Source organism: Pseudaeromonas pectinilytica (assembly GCF_054780855.1).
Map to the genome: position 1 here is coordinate 1 of NZ_BAAGVN010000339.1, position 18,630 is coordinate 18,630.

28 protein-coding genes are annotated in these 18,630 nt (G+C 53.1%); 8 read left to right on the top strand and 20 right to left on the bottom strand.

What is annotated here, in order from left to right; translation table 11 throughout:
- Nucleotides 1-94 precede the first annotated feature (94 nt).
- The 15 genes from ACYVG7_RS15665 to ACYVG7_RS15735 form a co-directional block, all read right to left on the bottom strand.
- The gene (locus ACYVG7_RS15665) at nucleotides 95-1,306 is read right to left on the bottom strand and encodes a tyrosine-type recombinase/integrase (RefSeq protein ID WP_460884026.1); all 1,212 of its coding nucleotides are present in this window, start codon (nucleotides 1,304-1,306) and stop codon (nucleotides 95-97) included.
- Nucleotides 1,307-1,735: 429 nt separating this feature from the next.
- Nucleotides 1,736-2,713: a tyrosine-type recombinase/integrase gene (locus ACYVG7_RS15670; protein WP_460884027.1), complete on the bottom strand. Its 978-nt coding sequence runs from the start codon at nucleotides 2,711-2,713 to the stop codon at nucleotides 1,736-1,738.
- Between the two features lie 35 nt (nucleotides 2,714-2,748).
- Nucleotides 2,749-2,964, bottom strand: a complete 216-nt coding sequence (locus ACYVG7_RS15675; RefSeq protein ID WP_460884028.1) for a DUF4224 domain-containing protein — start codon at nucleotides 2,962-2,964, stop codon at nucleotides 2,749-2,751.
- Nucleotides 2,936-3,334 carry a hypothetical protein gene (locus ACYVG7_RS15680; protein WP_460884029.1) on the bottom strand — a complete coding sequence of 133 codons (399 nt, stop codon included), beginning with the start codon at nucleotides 3,332-3,334 and terminating at the stop codon, nucleotides 2,936-2,938. The genes ACYVG7_RS15675 and ACYVG7_RS15680 overlap by 29 nt, the downstream gene beginning before the upstream one ends.
- A gap of 38 nt (nucleotides 3,335-3,372) precedes the next feature.
- On the bottom strand, nucleotides 3,373-3,651 hold the full coding sequence (locus tag ACYVG7_RS15685) for a hypothetical protein (protein ID WP_460884030.1): 279 nt from the start codon (nucleotides 3,649-3,651) through the stop codon (nucleotides 3,373-3,375).
- A 129-nt stretch (nucleotides 3,652-3,780) separates the two neighbouring features.
- Nucleotides 3,781-3,996, bottom strand: a complete 216-nt coding sequence (locus ACYVG7_RS15690; RefSeq protein ID WP_460884031.1) for a hypothetical protein — start codon at nucleotides 3,994-3,996, stop codon at nucleotides 3,781-3,783.
- Between the two features lie 65 nt (nucleotides 3,997-4,061).
- Nucleotides 4,062-4,376: a hypothetical protein gene (locus ACYVG7_RS15695; RefSeq protein WP_460884032.1), complete on the bottom strand. Its 315-nt coding sequence runs from the start codon at nucleotides 4,374-4,376 to the stop codon at nucleotides 4,062-4,064.
- 17 nt (nucleotides 4,377-4,393) lie between these two features.
- Entirely contained in the window at nucleotides 4,394-4,606 is a 213-nt protein-coding gene (locus ACYVG7_RS15700; RefSeq protein WP_460884033.1) for a hypothetical protein, read from the bottom strand.
- On the bottom strand, nucleotides 4,603-4,950 hold the full coding sequence (locus tag ACYVG7_RS15705) for a hypothetical protein (protein WP_460884034.1): 348 nt from the start codon (nucleotides 4,948-4,950) through the stop codon (nucleotides 4,603-4,605). The genes ACYVG7_RS15700 and ACYVG7_RS15705 overlap by 4 nt, the downstream gene beginning before the upstream one ends.
- A 126-nt stretch (nucleotides 4,951-5,076) precedes the next feature.
- A complete protein-coding gene (locus ACYVG7_RS15710; RefSeq protein WP_460884035.1) occupies nucleotides 5,077-5,655 on the bottom strand; it encodes a phage N-6-adenine-methyltransferase in 579 nt (192 codons plus the stop codon).
- Entirely contained in the window at nucleotides 5,655-6,845 is a 1,191-nt protein-coding gene (locus tag ACYVG7_RS15715) for a hypothetical protein (RefSeq protein ID WP_460884036.1), read from the bottom strand. Before ACYVG7_RS15715 ends, ACYVG7_RS15710 begins: the two co-directional genes overlap by 1 nt.
- 11 nt (nucleotides 6,846-6,856) lie before the next feature.
- On the bottom strand, nucleotides 6,857-7,912 hold the full coding sequence (locus ACYVG7_RS15720) for a hypothetical protein (RefSeq protein ID WP_460884037.1): 1,056 nt from the start codon (nucleotides 7,910-7,912) through the stop codon (nucleotides 6,857-6,859).
- A 50-nt stretch (nucleotides 7,913-7,962) separates the two neighbouring features.
- A complete protein-coding gene (locus tag ACYVG7_RS15725; RefSeq protein WP_460884038.1) occupies nucleotides 7,963-9,006 on the bottom strand; it encodes a recombinase RecT in 1,044 nt (347 codons plus the stop codon).
- On the bottom strand, nucleotides 9,003-10,022 hold the full coding sequence (locus tag ACYVG7_RS15730; protein ID WP_460884039.1) for a YqaJ viral recombinase family nuclease: 1,020 nt from the start codon (nucleotides 10,020-10,022) through the stop codon (nucleotides 9,003-9,005). Before ACYVG7_RS15730 ends, ACYVG7_RS15725 begins: the two co-directional genes overlap by 4 nt.
- Nucleotides 10,019-10,378, bottom strand: coding sequence for a hypothetical protein (locus tag ACYVG7_RS15735; RefSeq protein ID WP_460884040.1), 360 nt, complete (start codon nucleotides 10,376-10,378; stop codon nucleotides 10,019-10,021). The genes ACYVG7_RS15730 and ACYVG7_RS15735 overlap by 4 nt, the downstream gene beginning before the upstream one ends.
- Nucleotides 10,379-10,419: 41 nt before the next feature.
- Here ACYVG7_RS15735 and ACYVG7_RS15740 point away from each other — a divergent pair, with 41 nt between their 5' ends.
- Nucleotides 10,420-10,791: a hypothetical protein gene (locus ACYVG7_RS15740; RefSeq protein ID WP_460884041.1), complete on the top strand. Its 372-nt coding sequence runs from the start codon at nucleotides 10,420-10,422 to the stop codon at nucleotides 10,789-10,791.
- 864 nt (nucleotides 10,792-11,655) lie between these two features.
- Here the strand turns inward: ACYVG7_RS15740 and ACYVG7_RS15745 are convergent.
- The 5 genes from ACYVG7_RS15745 to ACYVG7_RS15765 all read right to left on the bottom strand — a co-directional run bounded on the left by ACYVG7_RS15745 (nucleotide 11,656) and on the right by ACYVG7_RS15765 (nucleotide 15,540).
- Nucleotides 11,656-11,877, bottom strand: a complete 222-nt coding sequence (locus ACYVG7_RS15745; RefSeq protein WP_460884042.1) for a hypothetical protein — start codon at nucleotides 11,875-11,877, stop codon at nucleotides 11,656-11,658.
- A gap of 495 nt (nucleotides 11,878-12,372) precedes the next feature.
- Nucleotides 12,373-13,110, bottom strand: coding sequence for a hypothetical protein (locus ACYVG7_RS15750; protein ID WP_460884043.1), 738 nt, complete (start codon nucleotides 13,108-13,110; stop codon nucleotides 12,373-12,375).
- A gap of 150 nt (nucleotides 13,111-13,260) precedes the next feature.
- Nucleotides 13,261-14,082 carry a DUF3037 domain-containing protein gene (locus ACYVG7_RS15755; protein ID WP_460884044.1) on the bottom strand — a complete coding sequence of 274 codons (822 nt, stop codon included), beginning with the start codon at nucleotides 14,080-14,082 and terminating at the stop codon, nucleotides 13,261-13,263.
- A complete protein-coding gene (locus ACYVG7_RS15760) occupies nucleotides 14,079-14,861 on the bottom strand; it encodes a HipA family kinase (RefSeq protein ID WP_460884045.1) in 783 nt (260 codons plus the stop codon). The genes ACYVG7_RS15755 and ACYVG7_RS15760 overlap by 4 nt, the downstream gene beginning before the upstream one ends.
- A 10-nt stretch (nucleotides 14,862-14,871) precedes the next feature.
- On the bottom strand, nucleotides 14,872-15,540 hold the full coding sequence (locus ACYVG7_RS15765; RefSeq protein WP_460884046.1) for a LexA family protein: 669 nt from the start codon (nucleotides 15,538-15,540) through the stop codon (nucleotides 14,872-14,874).
- A gap of 112 nt (nucleotides 15,541-15,652) precedes the next feature.
- On the opposite strand from ACYVG7_RS15765, the gene ACYVG7_RS15770 reads away from it, so the two are divergent.
- From ACYVG7_RS15770 to ACYVG7_RS15800, 7 genes are read left to right on the top strand one after another with little or no spacing between them, the layout of a single operon-like run.
- Complete coding sequence (locus tag ACYVG7_RS15770; RefSeq protein ID WP_460884047.1) at nucleotides 15,653-15,868, top strand: helix-turn-helix transcriptional regulator; 216 nt, start codon at nucleotides 15,653-15,655, stop codon at nucleotides 15,866-15,868.
- Between the two features lie 33 nt (nucleotides 15,869-15,901).
- Nucleotides 15,902-16,279: a hypothetical protein gene (locus ACYVG7_RS15775; protein ID WP_460884048.1), complete on the top strand. Its 378-nt coding sequence runs from the start codon at nucleotides 15,902-15,904 to the stop codon at nucleotides 16,277-16,279.
- On the top strand, nucleotides 16,272-16,457 hold the full coding sequence (locus ACYVG7_RS15780) for a hypothetical protein (RefSeq protein WP_460884049.1): 186 nt from the start codon (nucleotides 16,272-16,274) through the stop codon (nucleotides 16,455-16,457). Before ACYVG7_RS15775 ends, ACYVG7_RS15780 begins: the two co-directional genes overlap by 8 nt.
- 1 nt (nucleotide 16,458) lies before the next feature.
- Nucleotides 16,459-16,635 (top strand): hypothetical protein, encoded by a 177-nt coding sequence (locus ACYVG7_RS15785; RefSeq protein WP_460884050.1) that lies wholly within the window; start codon nucleotides 16,459-16,461, stop codon nucleotides 16,633-16,635.
- Entirely contained in the window at nucleotides 16,629-16,940 is a 312-nt protein-coding gene (locus ACYVG7_RS15790) for a hypothetical protein (protein WP_460884051.1), read from the top strand. The genes ACYVG7_RS15785 and ACYVG7_RS15790 overlap by 7 nt, the downstream gene beginning before the upstream one ends.
- Entirely contained in the window at nucleotides 16,937-17,674 is a 738-nt protein-coding gene (locus tag ACYVG7_RS15795) for a hypothetical protein (RefSeq protein WP_460884052.1), read from the top strand. Before ACYVG7_RS15790 ends, ACYVG7_RS15795 begins: the two co-directional genes overlap by 4 nt.
- Complete coding sequence (locus ACYVG7_RS15800) at nucleotides 17,674-18,627, top strand: hypothetical protein (protein WP_460884053.1); 954 nt, start codon at nucleotides 17,674-17,676, stop codon at nucleotides 18,625-18,627. Before ACYVG7_RS15795 ends, ACYVG7_RS15800 begins: the two co-directional genes overlap by 1 nt.
- Nucleotides 18,628-18,630 lie beyond the last annotated feature (3 nt).

The window sequence follows — 18,630 nt, forward strand, 5'->3', positions numbered from 1 at the left end:
CGATTAATCAGATCGCACAAACGACGCCGAGTTCCCTTCTTTCCCGGATAAGTGATCTACATTTCGGAACGGTTATTTAGGCCCGGTCAAATGGTTATGCCTGATTACGGGTGAAGTTCAATGGTAGAACATTGCCCCCTTGCTGATAGTCCAGGTAATCAGCCCACCACTGGAGCAGCTTGCGCCGGTCGTCCAGATATTCCGCTCGGTGGTAGGCGGCCCGTACCTTGTTGCGTTCGGCGTGGGCAAGCTGGCGCTCGATAACATCAGGATCAAAGCCCTCTTCGTTCATCGTTGTAGAGGCCAGGGCGCGGAAGCCATGAGGCGTGGCGATGCCTCTGTACCCCATCCGACCCATGGCATAGGAAAGCGTGTTTTCGCTCATGGCTTTGCGGTTGCTGGTCTGACTGGGGAATAACAGCTCCACATGCCCGGTCAGCAGTCTCAATTCATCCAGGACAGCCAGTGCCTGCCGGGATAGCGGCACTAGGTGTTCGGTGCGCATCTTCATGCGTTCGGCAGGGATACGCCACTCGGCTCGCTCGAAGTCAAACTCATCCCAGCGGGCAAAGCGGATCTCTCCGGGACGGGTCATGGTCAGGATCAGTAAGCGAAACGCCAGACGGGTGGCGGGATGAACTGGCTCGGCAGCAAGGCGGCGGAAAAACTCGGGCAGTTCGGAACGAGGCAACGCGGGTCTGTGTTCCACCTTGCTGGCTGTCAGCGCCCCGCGCAGATCATTGGTGGGGTTGTAACTGGCCCGCCCGGTCTGGATGGCATAACGCATGACGGAACCAACCCGCTGCAAAACCCGGCCAGCGGTCTCTGTTGCCCCTCGGCGCTCAATCTTGCGTAAAACATCCAGCAGCAGGGGCGCGGTCAGTTCGGCCACCGGCAGGCTCCCTAGATCGGGGAACACATCAGCCTCCAGTGATTCCAGTACTCGGGCTGCATGGCCCTTGCTCCATCGGGCAAGCTGGGACTGGTGCCACTCACGGGCCAAGGATTCCAGGCTGTTTTCACTGGCGGCCAGCCGGGTAATCTTCTCTTGCTTGCGAGCCACCCCCGGATCCACGCCCTCGGCTATCAGCTTGCGCGCCTCATCCCGTTTGGTCCGCGCCTCCTTGAGCGAAACCTCTGGATAGACACCCAGTGCCAATGCTTTCTCTTTTCCCGCAATGCGGTACTTGAGGCGCCAATACTTGCCGGATGCGTTGACTAGCAGATAGAGCCCCTTTTCATCGGATAGCTTTTGCTGCTTATCGGTGAACTTGGCTTGCCTGGCGGCGGCATCGGTTAATGGCATGGGGGTATCTCCCTGCTCTGAATTGGGGGTACTTGCAATGCTGTGGGGGTATGTCTCGACATGGCGCGAAGTCAGGCCCGGTGCGGGCTGGCAGCCATTGGGGGTACTTTTTATACCCCCTGGGAATTGATGCCCCCAGATATACCCCCTGAAATTGGGGTATGTGGTGAGTCTATATGATACGGCAGGGAATAACAAAAAACCCGCAAAGCCAGTGGCAGTGCGGGTTTCAGGTGTTTCACGACACGTCATGAAACGATAATGTGGTGCCCGGTGCCGGAATCGAACCGGCACGCCGTTGCCAGCGAGGGATTTTAAATCCGCTTTGGTTTTCAGGATTGGCGCGGGCTTGAGGCACTATTGGGGGAATATTGGCGATCTACAATGCCTTGATTTATATAGACCTGCATACCGCATATTCCCCAGCGACTATTCACTTTTCCTTGCATCATCAACCGCAGGCACGCGCTTGATGGAGCGATCATAGATGGCAACCTGGCCCTCTGTTTTGTGGCCACTAATTGCCTGTTTATCTCGGCTGGTTCCTCCTATGTCGCTGATGGCCTTTGCCTTGAGGTCATGGAACGTAAAATCCAATGGCCAGCCTGTTTGCTCACGGGCTTTCAAGATGGACTCACGCCATGCCGAATTGAAACCATTGTCTGTGTATGGGTGCCCATCAGGTTTGACGATCACATAGGTATGCATCTGATTCCCAGACAACGCCCTGGCTGTGCTCATTGCTTGCCGCAACCGGTCTGAAAACAACTTGATCTGTTTAACCCCGGTCTTTCCTTGCTGGATGAATATGCCTTCATCCAAAACCTGAGACCATCTCATCTGTAGTACATCACCTTTGCGGGCCGCGCAGAGATAACTCAACTCCATTGCAACTCGAACCGCCGAGGTCGCACACCGAAAAACGGCATCGTACTCAGCATCCGTGACATACCGGGTCCTGGCGCATTCCTTGAATTGCTTCACCCCCTTGCATGGATTGGATTTCACCTTGCCGCGCTCATAGGCCCAGCGATATGCCCGGGAGAAAAACGCCTTCTCCCGGTTGGCCTGGACCCGGCTTTTAAGCCCACGTTTATCCATGTAGGCGCGGACATGCTTCGGTTCAACGGCGTCGGCCTGCATGGCTCCGAAAACAAGTAGGATAGGGCGGCTGTTTTTCTTGTAGTCAGTCTGTGTGGTCTTCGACAGGTCGATAAAATCAGCTGATGCAAAGAAGTCTGCGACGAGGCGACTTACTTTATAGCCTTGCAAGTCTTCATTGATCAGTAGTTCGTAGGCTTGCCAGACATCTGATTGTTTTGCTGATGCGGAACATAGCCTTATTGAACCGCCACCGACAGGGCGCAATACATAGGACGGCCCCTTTAGATAGACGCGGGGTGGCATCCAACTATCGCTTGAGTTAGCGCGTGTTCTTGCCATCAGCCCAGAGCCCCCAGGTTGAAGCCGTCATTTGCAGGTTCCTGCGTGACAGAACTACCACTCAACCACTGTCTGGTTGTGCGGATATGTCCATCCCTGCGAACCATGTAGCGGATCCCCATGCGATCCAGCACCTCACGCTGCTTCGTTGGACGCTGGTAGCCGGTCAATTCAATCAGCTCTTCCTCACTGACAATCAGGCTCTCGTTGCTCATGTGTGTTTAACCTCATCAGATCAAGCAAGCGAGCCCGGCCCGCTGCGTTGTAAACCCAGGTCTCAATCTGCTTTCCGTTGGGCGCCTTTCCGAGTCGCCATTCTCCGAACCCTGCCACCTTGAGATTGTGCATGGTTGCAAGCCGGCCGACTGCTTGAGCTGATATTGCCAGCTCGGCGGCCAGTTCTGTGGCGCTCCATGTTTGCTCGGTGACAGGGGCGGGGATGAGTAGGCCATGCTTGGCAAGAAGCCGTGCGACTTCTTCAAGCCTGGCTGCTGTGCTCAGGGTTTCGGAGTGGATGATGGAGAAAAGGAGCTCAAGCTCTTTTCGGTCATCTTCGGATAGCAAATCGAGCGGTGATTGGTTCATGGCTGGCGGTCTCCTGACTTGAGATCAGGATGACACAATCAGCCGGGTGTGGCAGTGCCGCTGTTGTTGCTGCTTATGGCTTTAATCAGCTCGGATAGCCCATATATCTGCTGGGCTCCTTCTCGCAAGTAATACTGCGCATCCCCTTCGCAATTACGGGCTATGGACATCATGGAGTCGGCAATTTCATCCGAATCATCAAAAACAGATGATCTGTAAGCGACATCTGCGACTTGTTCAATGCGGGCCAAAATCTCGCGGGCGTAGGCACCTGAATGGGCTCGTAGCCACTCCATTGCCTCTGGTGAAATAGTCATATAGGTATCCTGTCAGTTTTACTGACAATCGACGGCAATCGCCGATTGGCTATTATGTGATGGTCGCGCTTCGAACACGCGACAGCGCGAGAGGGGCGCCCCCTTTGCTGGAGAGCAAGGGGGCATTTTCTATTTCGTGGATACCACTCCATTGAGCACAGCGATTTGATATTTCAGTGCCGTGATGCTAGATCCGATATTGCGGGCCTGGGTTGCGTAGCGAGTGAAAACGGGGAGGGTTAGGGTTGTGTAGTCTTTGGGCTTTGCTCCGTCTACAGCTTTATGGCAATCGGCATTGCACCGTTTCGCCAGCTGCAGCAGGGCGTTGTTGAGGTCATACTCCATCGCGATTCTCCAGCCAGTGGAACAAGCGGCGTCTGTGGTTACTTGCCATCTGTATTCCCCTTAACTCAGGCCGATGCAGATGAGCGGCGGCTTTCTTCCCCTAACGCATATCGCTGGATGATTGTTTCGTCATCCCAGTCATCCAGGCTGGACACCATGGCCACACAGCACTCATGGCAGAAATAGACCGAATGCAGATCACCATCGAACACATCCACCCTGTTGCGACCAAGCTCACCAACCTGGGTAGTCACATCGCAAATGTGGCAGCGGTGAGGCTTGCGGAACTTAACGATCTTGTCCTTGATAGTCCGGTCGCCTGGCTCGCCAAAGTCACCTTCAAATGGGTCGAAATAGAGCGCTTCACTGATGGATTCCATCGCCGGTTTCCCCTTAACTATTCACCTGTTGCACATTGGCATGGCTTGATGATTTCGCTCCAGGTTCCCGCGAACCTCGGCTCAACGGTACACCCATCCTTGAACAGCCATTCACCAAGCAACCGGCTCATTTCCTTTGGTTCAGCTCGGTGAGCATCAAGGGCCGCAACATAGACCCCACACTGGCAACGAGCCACAAAGCCGGTCGGCTTCAATTTCTTGATCGTCACGCTGCACCTCCCGTCAGAGCCAGAACCACAACCAGCCCAAACGCGATGGCGATCATTACTTGCAGAGCGGCCAGCAGCTCGTCGCGCTGCTTCTCCAACTCCATAAGCTCAGTACCCACAGCAGAGACCAAGCCATGCTGCTCCAGCTCATCGGTGCTGAGCCCTCGGCAGGCATTCACGCAAGCAACTATGCGGCGGGCATTTGCCTCTATGATGGATTCGCCAATCAGGTGGCCGCCGTAATACTCAACTGCATCAGACCCGCCCATTCCAGGAACTGGGGTGTCTGAAACAACAGTACCAGGGCGACCAACGCGCCATGGCTCAGGGGTGTGCTTGCTCATGCTGCCTCCTTATCCAGCACGGCGCTGGCGAAGTTGAGTTGGTTCAAATGCTCGCGGAGGCGGCGCAGCTTCGCCGCCAGAACTGGTAATTCCGGTGTGGTCATGGTGCTTCCTTTGGAGGTGGTGTTAGGCGGCCATTCGTTTCGCCATTTCCGACTGCCGGATCAACTCGCCTTTGCTGACGTTCTGCATCCGGCAGGGGCCGCGATAGCCTGGGGCGAATACCAGCAGCATCGAGCCCTTGTTGTTGCCTTGCATCTCGACGCCTGTTTCGGCGTTGACGAACGAGATCCGACCCGTTTTCCACTTGCCGCTATCGTCGTAGTAGCCAGTGATGATCCGGACTTCGCTTGCGTTGTCGCCGGGGTACCATTCTGCTGACTGGTCCTGCGGGACCAGCAGCACAGTGCCGATCCCGTTGTGTTGCTCGACCATGGCCTTGACCACCCAAGGCCCGATATCGGAGTAGGGTGGGTTGCACCAGCACCAGGGGCTACGCTCATCCGCTGGGATGTAGTCACCCCAGTCAACGGACAGCGCATCCTCGTCAGGAGTCAGGTAGAGATCGCAAAGAGCAGAGACTGGCAGGGCTGCTACATCAAGGATGAAGTTGAATTCCAAGTGCAGAGCATTGAACAGCCAGCGTGGCGTTTGGGTGAAGTCCCGGTATGCCGGGTTGGTAGTAGATCCGCCGTAGTCAGCCATCAAGCCGCCTCCTGAGTATCAATTCCTTCCTTTTCCCACAACTCGACCATGTGCTTGGCTGCGGTGAAAACATTGTGTGCCGTCTTTTGACCAATGCCTTTGACCATGGCGAGTCGCTCGGTTCTGGTCAGCATCACATCAGATATCGTCTTGATGTTTTCTTCCTCCAGGCAGTCGAGGTACTTGGACTGGATGCCGGGCAGCTCGCGCACACTGATGCCTGAGAAGTGATCCTTCCGCACAAACAGGTGATTGAACTTGTCGCCCATGGCTTCGGCGGTGAAGGCCTTGATGGCTTCAACGAGCGGGGACGGGATCATCAGAGTGAAGTCGGCTTTCGGAATTACTGGCTCGAGCCATTCAGTCAGCATCACAGTGCAGCCGAGGCCGTTCTGATTGACGATGAACATGGTCCAGTCCGTTTCAAGGATGTAGTCGGCATAAGCTGACAGGCCGCCTGGGGTGACATAGCAGTACCAGCGATCGCCCGTGTCCGTGCCGTGAAAGTTCTTCTTCAGATACTTGTCAGCGAGGCCGCGGATCCCGTTATCGCCTTCCAGCATGTCGATGTTGGCCTGGGCCATCTCAACGGTTTTGACCAACTCGGCGATTTTCTTGTCATCGCTGACTGACTTGGTTTTCAGTTTCAGGTTTTGACTGCGCAGATCGACTTGGGCGGCCTTGGCGGCATCAAGTTCTTTCTGCTTGGCGGTCAGTCGCTTCTTAGTGCCCACCGGGTCCAGTGATTTCAGCTCTTTCAGTTCGCGATTCAGTCGTTGCGATTCTGCGTTGGCGGCTACCAGCTTGGTTTCGGTGCGAGCGGTTTTCCCTTCGGCATCGAGGCGGGCCGATTGTTCTTCCTGCAGGGCTGCTTGGTGTTGTTGACTGATGGCTTCCAACTCAACTTTAAGGTTCTGCACGGTTTCTCGCAGATTGATGATGCTTGCCTGTTTGGTGTCCAGATCCTGATACACCCTGGTCAGCTCATCAGATAGCTCGTTATAGTCGTCCACTTGCCCATCAGAAGCCTCTACAATCATGGCGATATTCGAGCGGATCATTTGCTCAAGGCTTTCTAGTTGCAGTCTTAGTGCGCCCGATGACATGGCCACCAGGGCGGTTACTTGAGATAGCAGGGTATTCAGGGCGCGCGATGCCGCCGCCCCGGGTTCGAGTCGTTGTTCGGTCATGGGGATTCCTATCAGTAACTGATGCTCACGTTCGGGATCTTGCCGTTGGCGATGGCTTTGGCTACGGCTCTGGCCTGCCCCGCATCAAGGCCAGCGTCAACCATTAGCGCCCCAAGGATCTGGTTATTGATGGCGCGGCGATGCTCGACATCTGCAGCACGGCGGTCAGCCTCTTCTTGCTCGGCCTTTTGTTGTGCGGCAATGCGCTGGCGCTCTTGCTCGGCGGATCGGGCCGCTGCTTCTTCGGCTTGGCGCTGGGCGTTGGCTTCGGCCTCTATTTGCTTGCGCTGTGCCTCTTCGGCGTCACGACGGGCCTGTTCTTCTCGTTCCTTGGCTTGCTGCTCGCGACGTTGGGATTCGGCACGTTCCTGCAGTTGGCGGTCGGCCTCTGCCTGGCGGGCTTGTTCGGCTATCTGGCGTTCGCGTTCAGCCTGGTCACGCTTGGCTTGCTCTTGGCGCAGACGCTCCAGCTCGGCCTGTTCGGCCTCATACTGCTTGCGGGCTTCTAGGGCTTGAGTGACCTTGATGATGGCGGCCTCTTTGGCCACACCTGCTTCGGTCTGCTTTTCCTGCCATGAGTCATCAATGGCTATCTGTTCCAACTGTGCGAGCCATCCACCGAGCTGTTCTGCTGTCGCACCATGGATAGCGGTTACTGGCATATTACCCAGTTGAGCGATTTCATTAAGGCGCTGCTGCAGTGCCGCAACCCGGTTGGCTTCCGCCTCTTCGTAGGCGGTGAGTGGTGCCCGGACTTCATCACGCAGAATGTCCAGGGTATCTCGGATGATCTTGCGGTTGGCGTCAATCTTCTTTGGCACTTCCTTGTACTCATCCACCAGAGCCTTGCCGAGCCCGTCCAAGTAAGTCTTGGTGCGGGTTACGGCATAGGCGATACTGGCGATCTCATCGCGGCCTTTTTTGGTGGAGAGGTCTGGAACCAGACTGGATGCCTGCTTGCGAATGTCAGCAAGCAGTACATCAACGCCAGTTCCGTCCTTGAAAAGGGCAAGTGCGTTCTCCGGCTGCAGGGTAACCAGCGCCGTGGAGGTGGTTTCTTTGGTCATTTGGTGGTGTCCTGGTAGAGGTAGGGGGCCAGCACTTGCTGGCCAAATATTCATGCCGCGCCAAGTTGAGCCTTGCGCTCGTCCTTGATGGTAGTCAGGTCTGAAAGCAGCTTTTCATTGCCGGTTGACTGACCCCACTTGGCCGCTGACTTCCAGATCCCTGCAAGCTGCTCTATGGTTTCCGCCTCTTCAAGCTCATCAGCAAACTGCCCGAACATTACGCCGATATTTTGCGCGTCTGGCGTCACCTGCGCTTCGGATTGCGGATTCTGGTCAATGGTGACGGGTGCTTTGCGCACCTTCTCCAGCACGGCTGCAACACCACGCTTATTGCTGACCATTTTGGGTTGCGATACCGACTTTGCTTGCCCTTGCCACTCCATTTCCTCACCAGACTCCAACAGCGCAATCAACTCGCTGGCAGATGGGAGGCGTTTAGCTAGACGGTGAAGCACCGATTTAACAGACATCCGATCGAACCATTTAACCCACGGCCCAAATTCGCTGCTCCCGGTCTTGCTTGCCGCTCGCACACGCTCGATATCTTCTTTTGGCATCACTTCGACAATAAGTTCACCGCTGTGCAACTTAGCGAAGGCGAAGGCCAGCTTGAATTCTCCGCGACCGGTGTACGTTGGGCGGTAGTTGATATGCTCGCCTTGCTCATCCATCCAGTAATCGAAGGCGTCCCCATCGAACACAGCCTTAGCCGCGATTACTGCAATCTGGCCACTTTGCCGTGCGCGCTTCAGTACACCATCCACCATGGGGATGTACTGGGCTTTCATGATGTAGATGTTGCCCTGCTTCTCCTTGAAGGTGACCAGTGCAGCTTCTCGGCCATCCGGCACCAAGCCATGGCTGGCACAGCGGATCAGCGATTGGATGAGAGACTTCCGATCGGCGTTGGCAAGATCCGGGTTCTGCGCCATGGCGGTGGCCGCAGCCCGAACAAACGACTCGAAGGTCACACCGGAAGGAAGCAACGCTTCAATTCCTTGCGCCTTGAGAGTAGGGGCCATCATTTCAAAGAAGGCGCCTGATGTGCCGGCCTCAGCCTGCATTGGTACAACGTTGCTATTTCCATCGGTCATGATGCGATCCTCAAGGTTCTCACGGTGGTGGTGTTGGCGTATTGCTGCCAGATGGCTGGCTCTGCCTTCTTGAATGCGGTGGAGTCGAACCTTGTGGTTTCCGACGCCTTCCATGTGGCTAACTTGGCGCCGTGGCAAGTCAGGATCTCAGCCTCACCCATGAATGACTTTACCTTCTCATCAATGGCCTTCTTGCTGTGTTCTAGCTCATCCATTGCTTCGGCTATCTCGCATCGCTCGGATAGCAGGGCTGCGATCTCGCCGCTAGCCTCAACGCTGGATCCAGAGACGGGCTCTACTTCCTGTATCGCCTCGCCTTCGGGGGCGATATCGGCAATCACGTTGTCGAACCAGAAGGACGTAAGTTGATCTTCCAGCTCGGCGATCAGGTCGTCGTTTCGGTGGATGGTGAACACCCGGAAGTCACGACCATCAATCAGCACCGCCAGATCGAACACTGGCAGGCCAGTCACAGCCATGTAGTGCTGCACTTGGATTAGGTAGGTATCTGGCACCTCATCGCACTCAATGACTAACGCGCCGTCCTGGTCGTAAACATTGCCCTTGCCGAACCCGCCTTTCTTCGCAGCAAATCCGGATGCTGTCTTGCACTCAAGGCCACGTTTCTCGCCAACAATCACCCGGTCCAGGTTGCCAACCAACCACGGTTTATCCTTGTGGATATGGTGAACATTGGAGCGACGAACGGTATAACCAGTGACCTCGCAATACAGTTCAGCAACGGTTTGCTCCAGCTTGTGTCCCATTTTTACGGCCATGTTGCCGGAAAGGTCTGGTGCTGCAGCTCGCCCAGTCTTGATTGCCCACAAGTCCCATGGCGTTTGGTACTTGTTGAGACCGAGAACCGTGCCAGCCTCCGAACCACCAAGGCCAAGGCGGCGGCGGAAATGCCATTGTTCTTCATCGCTCAGCGCTGACAGGTCAACGCCAGCTGTGATTTTGTCGCAATAGGCAAGGTGGTCTTTCATGCCGATGGTTAATGCTGGTGCGTTCATACGTCGATTTCCTCTGTAGCAATTTGGCGGGCCTGCATCTTGATTGCCGCCTCCAGTGAACCAACCAGCAACGCAGCAGCAACCGAGTCGATGCCGCGATTGGCGGTCTTGAGCATGACCGACAGGCATTTCGCCATGCGGTATGCGGTACGGTCGTCGGCGTTGACCAGCACGGAAATAATGCTGTGGCCCTGGTAGGTCTCACCAGAGAGCAGCGTTTGCTCGATCTCTGCTGCACGGTCGTCAATGCAGAGCTGGATGGCATCTGCTTTCAACTGCTCGCGTCCCAGTTCGTCGGCATAGGCATCAGCAGCGTCGGAGTAGGGCAGAGCGTAGAGGTTAAGAGCTGTGTTCATGGTTACCCCCGTTGGCATTGATGCCGTGCGCGAACCAGACGATGAGTAGTGGTTTGCATCATGGCGTAATGGGTGCGTTGCTTGAGCTGACGGCGACGAGCATGGCTGCCGTCGATGTCTATGGCCGCGGCTATGCGAGCGGCAAGCTGTTGGATTTGCTGGAGCATGGTGATAATCTCCGTTTTGCAGGCATAGGAGTGGTGTCCGGTCTGCCGCTGACTGGTGAAAACTGGTCGGTGTCCGAAATTCCGGGGTGGTACCCGGATGTGAAAAGCTCGCTTCGGCGGGCTTTTTGCTTTTCAGCAGAGGCGAAACTCGCGGGCGAGTGCCATTTCCGCGTGCTTGCGTTCGATGTCTCGGCGAATCCGGCACTTTCGCGCATCTTCGGCGGTTACCCGAGGGGAGTAGCTTGAATTTGGAGCGCGACGGTTTGGCGGCAAGACGTTGTAAAACGCCTGCGCTTCGGTTTTTGGTGTCATTGGTGGTGTCCTGATGGTGGTTTTGGTGTTTGGTGCCGGTTACCTTGATCCGGCGACCAGGGGAGGACGGCGACCCTGGCCGGTCTTACACATCTACGAGCCGTCATGCTGTCATGACTGCGGCTTCTCTACCGGGGTTCCCCGTCCGCATCGTGCCCAGCGCACTTGGTCAAAGCCAGGGTGTTGCCAGTCTGGATGTCTAACGATTAGTCACAACTGCGGATTGCACTGATGCGCCTCGCACCGGCTCCGCGATATAAACCGGATCACACCAGCACAATCCCAGTTGTGCGCTCCGTATCGTGGAGCTGACGCTCATTCGGTCAGAGTTGAGTTCTCTGGATATGCCCAAGCCCGGGATGACCTACACATTTCGCGGCTGACACCTCTGCGGAAGTCAGAAAGCCCGTTCGCTCTGCCCATGTGCTATAGGGAGTTGCTGGCACACAACAGGGAGGGCTCCCACCTGATTTCAATTAGCGCCAACCAGTTGAGGAGGCGGAAGCCCTTTCTGTTGTGGCCTCGAAAATGAGGTGCCGGTTTATTTCGCCACGTCCGGCCCGTGGTACTCTCCTAAGTCCCACAACCAAGGAGAAATAACATGAATGCGATCCTAATTTGCTACGATCTCAACGCCCCAGGACAGGACTATGACAAGATCCGCCTTACAATCGAAGGCTTGGGGGCGTGGTGTCGGTTCCAGCGATCCTCATGGGTTGTTAAAACTAACCTTAACCCTGCTCAAGTCCGAGATTATCTACTCCAGAAAACGGACAGGAACGATTCCTTATTCGTGTCTCACTTGAATTCTGCATCTGCTTGGTCAGGTTTAACATCCGAGGTTTCGAGCTGGTTGCAGACCAATTTGTGATCGCCAATCAATTCAATATTTGCCGGGTGAGACTCTGCGACCGCGTCCTGAACCAAGCGGAACGGTATGCCATCCACATGGACTATGCGGCCCTGTAGTAGCAGGGTCCGCGTAAGAGTTGAGGTCGTTACCTCGGTAGACTTACTCATAGCCTCATCCTTATTCATTCACAATCGGCTGGGCACCGACGTTTTCTGGAACGCCAGCTCTGGCCGAGCTGCCGATGCCCATGCGATTGTGGGCGGTGCGGGGCGCGTTTCCCGTTGCGACTCATCACCCATCCGTTCCCGGACAGCAGAGTGTCACCGCCATATCTTCACACCGTGCGTGTCGCTGGGAGCCTGTCGAGCGTTGGCGTCAGATCGGTTAGACGGCAACGGCAGTTTGCTGCTCAGGGCCATGCGAGGGCCGGTGTGTTAAATCGTCATATTGTCAAAGAGCGGTTGGCGCCAGGGCCGTGCCGATGTGTTCGGCTGATGTGGTTAAAAGTACATATTGTATTTATTGCTGTCAATACAAAATGTGCTAATTTTTAATGTGTCAGATTTGACAGGTGGTGCAGAGGGGATTGAACGAGGACGGGTGGCGAGAGGCGGGCACAAAAAAGCCCGCACGGGGCGGGCTATGGCTTGTCGGCGGCGAATCTAAAGGTTGTACTTTTTTACAACAGCATTCAGAAGATCGTCAAAGTTTTCTATGGCGGTATCTTTCATCGAGTTTCTGGGGTTTATAAAGCAATAGGCGCGCGTCATTTGCATCGCCTCACCGACGAACTTCGTCAGCACACCACCTGTCATTACTATTTCTAACGCATCTTTTTTCGGTGATTTTGTAAGTGATATTTCATAAGCTCTGTCAGCAATAACATCTTTTACCAATTCAACCTGCTCTTTGGTTGGATTTTTATCCATCAACTCAACATATGAGGATGCAATAGGGCCGATCGATGTAAAATCATTGCATGAATAATAGTCACTTGAATCGCGACTTTCTGAGCTGATTGCCGCAGACCTTTTTACAAGATACGTGTCGGAAATCTTTCCATGATTTAAATACATGAATACAACACTTACACCAACAAGCCATGTTGAGTACCACTTAGCAACATCCATGGCTTTTTTGGTCCACATTCTTTTCTTGGCAAAAATAAAAGTGAGAATTAAAAACGCAATAGTTGCTGGGGCGACTACAACTCCTGATGCGTCAACAGACTTAACAAGTACAACTATATTGTCTGCAACTCCTTCATTCTTATATGTAAAGTACAAATAATAAAACATGATCGGGAAACATATGCCAAGTAGTAAAAACGGCATCAGCATGTGGAGGCTCATTAGAATCTTTTTCATTCTCTCTTTACCCATCCCTGGTTGAGTAGGCATAACCTTTTGCCGTCAACGGCTCCCTTGTTCTTGGCGTATCGTGGTAGTTATCTGAGTTACTATCTCACAGGATTCAGGCGGGATCTATTGATGTAGGGCAGGGTTTTGATGGTGGCAACAAAAGGCCCGCTAGTGCGGGCCGTGGTATGGTTATACGCTGGCTAGATTAACTAGAGTTTCAGTGTCAGTAGCGTCAATTGGCTTTATTCCAGCCCTCTCTATATCACCAAATACAGTATTGACCGCATTAACGATGACTCTGTCTTTGCTTGCTGGAAACGCTAGAGGCATAACAACAGCATCTGGCTTCAACACATTAAAATCAAACAAACGCTTGAATCTATTTACCCACTTGTCACCAACGTCAACAATTGCTGATGGTGTTTCAAACTCAAGGCTAAGTGGCCGAATTATTCTGAAAAACAAACCATCTTGTTGATGGGTAAATGGCACTGATGCCTTAACTAACCCGTCAGTATCAGTAATATCACAATGTTTGTATATGTGAGCTAAGTTATGTTGCTCCAGAATCTGCCTAGTAGCCGCCTCAAGCCTATCGTTCGGGCTTATCTTACTCACAAAACTGTGATTAACATGGTGCTCGAATAGTTTTTTAAGTTTGACTGCAGGCTCTTCTGATACGATTCCAGCCCTTACATCACTGTATCGGATAATTCCTTCGCGATGCTTGGTCGTTTCCAAAAATAACCGCTTCAGTGATTCTTGATTTGTACAAAAAGAGAATTCCTTAACGCGATCTAGTTCGTTGGCTATATATTGAGTTGCATTTTTAGGCAGCTCCCTGGGTAGCTCCATAAAGAATTCAGTAAGACGTTTAAAACGCTTTTGCTCAATTATATAATCAAAATAACCAGCTTTCGGGGCGCACAGCACCACCCCAACGTTGGCAAACTCCTCAGTTTCCAGGTAGGGGCGGAACTGGACAATGGCATAAATAATTTCATGCTTCATGGCCTGATCTCCGTCCAAAAATCTTCATGGGTGTATGTCAAGAGTATGGGACGCATTACGTCATCTATCACATCTTGGCCAACTTGCAGCCGCCCTTGGCGAATCAGCTGCTCAGTTGCCTCGGTTCTCCAACCAGCAGGCATCGCATCTACTATTGCGTCCAGTTGTTGATAGCATCGAGCCAACCTATCTTCGTAGTCTTGCCTCTCAACCCAATCTGTTAGATCGCTACCCCTGTTTTCACCAGAGAAAACGTGTCGTTCAACAATGGCAGCGGTATCGAGTGTTGTATCAAACGCTAGGTTGTGGTCAAAAACAACAAGTTGTTTAGTATCAATGCGATGCAGTAAGTTCACATTTCCTCCGACGGGAGAAAGTGTTCGGTCGTCGTTTTTAACCCATACGTCGAAGATCAGGATGTCAGATTTTAGCTTTGCGTCAATGTTTCTGATGGCGGAATACTGGAGGTCTGCTGAGTTTTCTATATAGATCGAACCAAAAGCTGGTCCAACATCCAGCATGTGTCCTGGGCGATCCGGTAGCATGCTCAATGCGTTAGACAGACCATCCAAAATCCGAATTCCAGGAACAGGAATTCCAAACTCGACGCCAAGGTGGCCTGCAACCCATTCTGCTACCAGTTGATATGGAGGCAGCTCATCTATGGACTTGGCCACGACCTTTACGCCATCTTCACATTCGCAAAGCCAAGGTGTGGTGACTCCTGCGGCCATCTGCTTGATGACTTCGCTTACTGAATAATGGCGTCCATCTATCACTAATTAAGCCTCATCGCTTCTTTCTATACCGACGGTGCTCCATCATCACACCGATGATCGTCACATGATGATGGTCGGATCTCATGGTGGGGTAAACCGGGTTCAGCGGTACTAGCTCAAAGTAATCTTGGCCTTGATCGTTCGTGCCGCGAGGCCGGAACTGTTTGAGGGTGGCCTCATGGCTACCGTTTTTTGCTGCAACAATATCGCCTGGCAACGGGTCAACGTCCGGGTCGATAACCACCACATCACCTTCCTGGATCTCCGGCGCCATCGAATCACCACGAACTGACAAGGCAAAGGCCATAGAGCCCAGATCCAGATCGGTATTGATGGTCTCAATGCTGCCATCCATTGATCGGCACTCAACAGACTCAGTCCAGCAACCAGCCTGCACATAACTGATGATGGGGATCTTGCGCAGGCCAATAGGCGCTGGCGCTAATTCAACATCGCTATCGCTAATGACTTCGCCGCTGTTGTTGAATTTAACGCCTGGCATTCCCAACGCATTAAAGATCGAAATTATGATGTCGAGAGTCGGTTCCCTGCGTCCGTTTAGCCAATGACCAATCGCCCCCTGAGTTACGCCCAGCCTTTCAGCTAGAGCCTCTTGGGTTACGCGGATCTCTTTCATTCTGGACTTAGCCAGAGCATTCCATTTTTGACCTGTTTTCATACCCACATCATTACGCTTTGTATTGAGACCATCAATGCACGGCCTGTATTAAAAACTTGCGCAAAAGTAGTACATAATGTATTTATGTTCCGTTATGTATTGAGAGGGCGCGATGAACAACATCAAGTCACTAAGAGAAAAATGCGGCTTAACCCAAGAGGAGCTTGGGGCTCTGATTGGGACATCACAAGGCGCAGTTGGGCATTACGAGGCCAACAGACGGACGCCGTCTCTTGTTATGTGCCGCAACCTTGTGGCTGTTCTGAACAGTCACGGTTGCGAATGCACGCTCGATGACGTTTTTCCACCACAGAAAAAAACCGCTTAACCACCAGGACACCACCACACCAGGAGAAACACTATGAGCCGTACCACACCACAACTTCGGAAATTCGATGGCCCTCGGCTTCGGGCCAACAAGACGCACCTCAGCTTGGTTTACCAGGCTGCCTACAGCCAAGGCGTGATACCCGCTGACTTCATTGCTCAGGCTGCGCTGTCGGCTGCCAAAGAGGTGCTTCGCAACCTGTATCTCGAGAACCCGCGCCAGTTCGAGCTTGCCATGACCAGAGCGACAGCCGATCTCAAGCAGGAAGGGATCTTGGAGAAAGTGACCATCAGCTCGCTGCTGGACGATCTCGACATTGAGGACATCGCCGCAATGCGGGACGCACTCAAACGCTGCGGAATAACGGTTGATCTTCCGCGAACCGACTGGACGGAGGTTGTTAATGGGTAAGCTCGCGCAAGCCGTATTCAATGCGTTGTCTCCAGATGATTCCTTTCACTCTGTAGAGCGTAACACGGCCCGGATTGGCAAGGAGTGCCGCCATCACTCGTTCAAAGCGGTTCGCCCGCAGCCGATTGTCATTTTCTTCTCGCTGGGCAAGCGATCTGAATATCGGGAGCTGCACTGATATGGCCGCTCCGGTGAAGCAAATTCAAAAACAAAATCAGAAATCGGCAGAGCTTTGGTTGGAAGAAAATCACTTCCAACTGTTCGCTGGTTGCTGGATGTCATCTAACCGCTGGGCCCGCATCACACCGCTGCTGCGTGGTCGAGTGTCGATAACCGTGGGGGTGGCTACATGCTGACTCAGGCTGAAATTCAGACCATTTTTGTTCTGGAGGCTGCCGCCAGAATAGCAAAACTCAATGCGGAAGCTGATGAGCTGTTCGCTCTGCATGACCAAGGGCTAGCCACTCAACAGGACAAGACCAAAATAAGCATTTGCCTTTTGGTTGAGTTGTTCCTGAAAAACGAGATCCTCAAGCGCATACCTGGCGACCGCTGGTCTCATGTGGTCGATGGTTATCTTCTTGAGATCAAGCCTACAGGCTTAATTACCGGAGAGCTCCGCGTTGACGTCACCCGCATTGTTGACGAGGTGGCTGCATGATTGCTCAGGATGGAGAAACCTCTAAAAAAGAAAGCTCACTGTTAAAAATTCGTCGTTGCGTGATGAATAACTTTGGTGATGACGATAGTGGGCAACTTACTGAAATGATGGATCTGCTTGGTGTGATCTCTGACCTTGAGGCGCAGATCAAGCAGGCCGAAGAGAAACTGAAAAAGTGTGCGATCGATAATGTTCGCAGGCTGGTAGAGGAAGGTGGCGACCATTCAGCCATTTACTGGATTTGCGCTGCTAACGGAATGGCAAAGGTTGTGAAGGATGAATATCTGAACACAACAGGCGTGAACCTGGTTCCAAAGTCGTTATATGCGCCCATCTACTGCAGGGATTGCGGCTCCAAGGGAGAGCATGTCATTAAATCAATTAGTGGGCTAAAGGATTGGTTTTCAAAGAGCGTGTATCCGTTGTTCACCTGCGATGATTGCGAGCAAAAACAAGCGGAAGCTCGAAAGAAACATTCTGAGCTGCGGCGCTCAAGAGAAGCTGAGTTAGCCAACATGCCATATCGCGAATACCTCAAGACACCGGAATGGAAAGACCGTCGAGTGAGGGCGCTGTCCTTCGCAAAACACCGTTGTCAGCTCTGTAACGCATCAGGCGTTCAACTAGATGTTCACCACAGAACCTACGCAGATAGGGGAAATGAAAAGATGCGGGATCTGATTGTTCTTTGTCACCCATGTCACAGCAAGCACCATGACAAAGGAGGTTATTGATGGCCTCTGTCGTTGAATCAATCACGAAGCTGAATATCACTGGCAATGTTATCCCTAACGCCTGGTGGACTCGCATCACAATGCAAAACGGAAAGCCTGATTGCAACGCCGTCGTTTTGCTGTCGGAAATCGTCTATTGGTATCGAGCCAAAATTGTCCGCGATGAAGCGTCTGGCTGCACGATTAGCAGCGAAAAACGCTTTAAGTCAGACAAATTGCAACGGAGCTATCAATCCCTTGCGGATCAATTCGGTTTCACCAAGCGGCAAGTTCAGGAAGCTATGTACCGGTTGCGTGATGCCGGGCTGATCACGCTCGAACTGAGAACGGTGAACATTGGCACAGGGATGCCAGTTAGTAACGTGCTTTTCATTGAGCCAAACCCAGAGAAAATTGAGCAAATAACGTATGTAACCGACGCTGTTGATACCAATGGAAATGGTGATAGCTGTGGCTCTGCATCGGGAGAGCTATCACGTTATAACGTGCGACCCTCTCACGTTTCAACGTGTACACCTATCACGCCAGAACGTGAGACGTATACAGAGATTACAACAGAGACTACTACAGAGACTGAGAGCAAGAGCGTTCGTGCTGACGCACCGCCAACTGCCGAGCAAAAATTATCGTCATCGCCACATCACGGAACTAGCGAACACAAAAAACAGACCGCGACCAAGGGAACCAGACTCCCAGACGACTGGACTCTGCCTGACCAGTGGCGAACCTTTGCCATCGGACAAGGTTTATCTCCGCAGGCAATAACCCGGGAGGCGGATATTTTCGCCGATTACTGGCGATCCATCCCTGGGGCCAAGGCTGTGAAGTTGGACTGGTTCGCTACCTGGCGGAACTGGATCCGTAAAATCGCCACCCAGCCAGTCAATCAAGACCATCGCCGCCGGGCTTCTCCGCCTGATTCGGTTTCACGTCCTCGGGCTTTTGGGGAGTGATGG